This is a genomic window from Comamonas sp. MYb69 (assembly GCF_037479315.1).
Classification (GTDB): Bacteria; Pseudomonadota; Gammaproteobacteria; order Burkholderiales; family Burkholderiaceae_C; genus Comamonas.
Genome location: NZ_JBBGZG010000026.1, coordinates 1,883 through 5,256, shown reverse-complemented (window position 1 = coordinate 5,256; position 3,374 = coordinate 1,883). Strand labels below are relative to the sequence as shown.

At 50.3% G+C, this 3,374-nt stretch carries 1 tRNA gene and 1 rRNA gene; both read right to left on the bottom strand.

The features are described from left to right. Positions 1-11: 11 nt before the first annotated feature. A 23S ribosomal RNA gene (locus WH303_RS23720) occupies positions 12-2,889 on the bottom strand. Between the two features lie 407 nt (positions 2,890-3,296). Further along, positions 3,297-3,372 (bottom strand) — tRNA-Ala (locus WH303_RS23715). Positions 3,373-3,374 lie beyond the last annotated feature (2 nt).

Sequence of the window (3,374 nt, the reverse complement as noted above, 5' to 3'; positions counted from 1 at the left end):
ATCAAAGTTATAGGGTCAAGCCGCACGAGCAATTAGTATTGGTTAGCTTAACGCATTGCTGCGCTTCCACACCCAACCTATCAACGTCCTGGTCTAGAACGACTCTTCAGGGGGGTCAAGCCCCCGGCAGATCTCATCTTGGAACGAGTTTCCCGCTTAGATGCTTTCAGCGGTTATCTCTTCCACACATAGCTACTCGGCAATGCCACTGGCGTGACAACCGATACACCAGAGGTGTGTCCACTCCGGTCCTCTCGTACTAGGAGCAGGCTTCCTCAAATCTGCAGCGCCCACGGAAGATAGGGACCAAACTGTCTCACGACGTTTTAAACCCAGCTCACGTACCTCTTTAAATGGCGAACAGCCATACCCTTGGGACCGACTACAGCCCCAGGATGAGATGAGCCGACATCGAGGTGCCAAACACCGCCGTCGATATGAACTCTTGGGCGGTATCAGCCTGTTATCCCCAGAGTACCTTTTATCCGTTGAGCGATGGCCCTTCCATACAGAACCACCGGATCACTATGTCCTGCTTTCGCATCTGCTCGACTTGTCAGTCTCGCAGTTAAGCACGCTTATGCCATTGCACTATCGTCACGATGTCCGACCGTAACTAGCGTACCTTCGAACTCCTCCGTTACGCTTTGGGAGGAGACCGCCCCAGTCAAACTGCCTACCATGCACTGTCCCCGATCCAGATAATGGACCAAGGTTAGAACCTCAAACACACCAGGGTGGTATTTCAACGTTGGCTCCATGAGAACTAGCATCCTCACTTCAAAGCCTCCCACCTATCCTACACAGATCTGTTCAAAGTCCAATACAAAGCTACAGTAAAGGTTCATGGGGTCTTTCCGTCTTTCCGCGGGGAGATTGCATCATCACAAACATTTCAACTTCGCTGAGTCTCAGGAGGAGACAGTGTGGCCATCGTTACGCCATTCGTGCAGGTCGGAACTTACCCGACAAGGAATTTCGCTACCTTAGGACCGTTATAGTTACGGCCGCCGTTTACTGGGACTTCAATCAAGAGCTTGCACCCCATCATTTAATCTTCCAGCACCGGGCAGGCGTCACACCCTATACGTCCACTTTCGTGTTTGCAGAGTGCTGTGTTTTTATTAAACAGTCGCAGCCACCTATTCTTTGCAACCCCGTTTAGCTCCATTTGTACAACTTCACTTACTGAGGGCACACCTTCTCCCGAAGTTACGGTGTCAATTTGCCGAGTTCCTTCTCCTGAGTTCTCTCAAGCGCCTTAGAATACTCATCTCGCGCACCAGTGTCGGTTTGCGGTACGGTCGTGTGTAGCTGAAGCTTAGTGGCTTTTCCTGGAAGCTGGGTATCACTCACTTCGTCTGCAAGCAGACCCGTTATCACCCCTCATCTTAGCCCGGCGGATTTGCCTACCGAGCACGACTACAGGCTTGAACCAACATATCCAACAGTTGGCTGAGCTAACCTTCTTCGTCCCCACATCGCACTACACATCGGTACGGGAATATTGACCCGTTTCCCATCAGTTACGCATCTCTGCCTCACCTTAGGGGCCGACTTACTCTACGCCGATGAACGTTGCGTAGAAAACCTTGCGCTTACGGCGAGCGGGCTTTTCACCCGCTTTAACGCTACTCATGTCAGCATTCGCACTTCTGATACCTCCAGCATCCGTTACCAGACACCTTCACAGGCTTACAGAACGCTCTCCTACCACGCACAGTAAACTGTGCATCCGCAGCTTCGGTAACTGGCTTAGCCCCGTTACATCTTCCGCGCAGGACGACTCGATCAGTGAGCTATTACGCTTTCTTTAAATGATGGCTGCTTCTAAGCCAACATCCTGACTGTTTTAGCCTTCCCACTTCGTTTCCCACTTAGCCCGTTTTAGGGACCTTAGCTGGCGGTCTGGGTTGTTTCCCTCTTGAGTCCGGACGTTAGCACCCGGTGCTCTGTCTCCCAAGCTGTACTCTGCGGTATTCGGAGTTTGCATAGGTTTGGTAAGTCGCCATGACCCCCTAGCCTAAACAGTGCTCTACCCCCGCAGGTAATACTTGAGGCACTACCTAAATAGTTTTCGGAGAGAACCAGCTATTTCCAAGTTTGTTTAGCCTTTCACCCCTATCCACAGCTCATCCCCTAGTTTTGCAACACTAGTGGGTTCGGACCTCCAGTACCTGTTACGGCACCTTCATCCTGGCCATGGATAGATCACTTGGTTTCGGGTCTACACCCAGCGACTTGTCGCCCTATTCGGACTCGATTTCTCTACGCCTTCCCTATTCGGTTAAGCTTGCCACTGAATGTAAGTCGCTGACCCATTATACAAAAGGTACGCCGTCACCCCTAAGGGCTCCGACTTTTTGTAAGCATGCGGTTTCAGGATCTATTTCACTCCCCTCCCGGGGTTCTTTTCGCCTTTCCCTCACGGTACTTGTTCACTATCGGTCGATGATGAGTATTTAGCCTTGGAGGATGGTCCCCCCATATTCAGACAGGGTTTCTCGTGCCCCGCCCTACTTGTCTGCAGCCTAGTACCACCAATGCGTTTTCACATACGGGGCTATCACCCACTATGGCCGGACTTTCCATTCCGTTTTGTTAACACACTGACTATCACTGCAAGGCTCTTCCGAATTCGCTCGCCACTACTATCGGAATCTCGGTTGATGTCTTTTCCTCTGGGTACTTAGATGTTTCAGTTCTCCAGGTTCGCTTCACTGCGCTATGTATTCACGCAGTGATACCTATTGCTAGGTGGGTTCCCCCATTCAGAAATCTCCGGATCAAAGTTTATTTGCCAACTCCCCGAAGCTTATCGCAGGCTATCACGTCTTTCGTCGCCTATCATCGCCAAGGCATCCACCACATGCTCTTAGTCACTTGACCCTATAACTTTGACATCTATCTCTAGATCTCATCGCACAAGAACCCAAGCAACTGCTTTGCGAGGTCTCTCACCTCGCGCGTTATGCCGTAATGTGAATATCTTTGCTGTAAACCCGGTCGCCCAGATTCACATTCTTGAAGAATATTCGTCATTACTGAATAAAAATTGCTTCCGCAAAGTTTCATTCGTTTTGACGCAATCAAATTGTTGCTGGTGGCACGGTGCAGTAAAACCTTTACGAATTTCTGCTTTCCACCAGCAACGCTGATTTTCGACTCTATGAATTTTTAAAGAACAGCCGCGTTGATCCGGAAATCCGGAATCAACAACAAAACAGTCTCTTGCGAAACCGCTTTGGTGTTGAGTGATAAGTGTCTATCGGAATCTGGTTTGATAACCAAGTAATTGGTGGAGGATGACGGGATCGAACCGACGACCCCCTGCTTGCAAAGCAGGTGCTCTCCCAGCTGAGCTAATCCCCCTT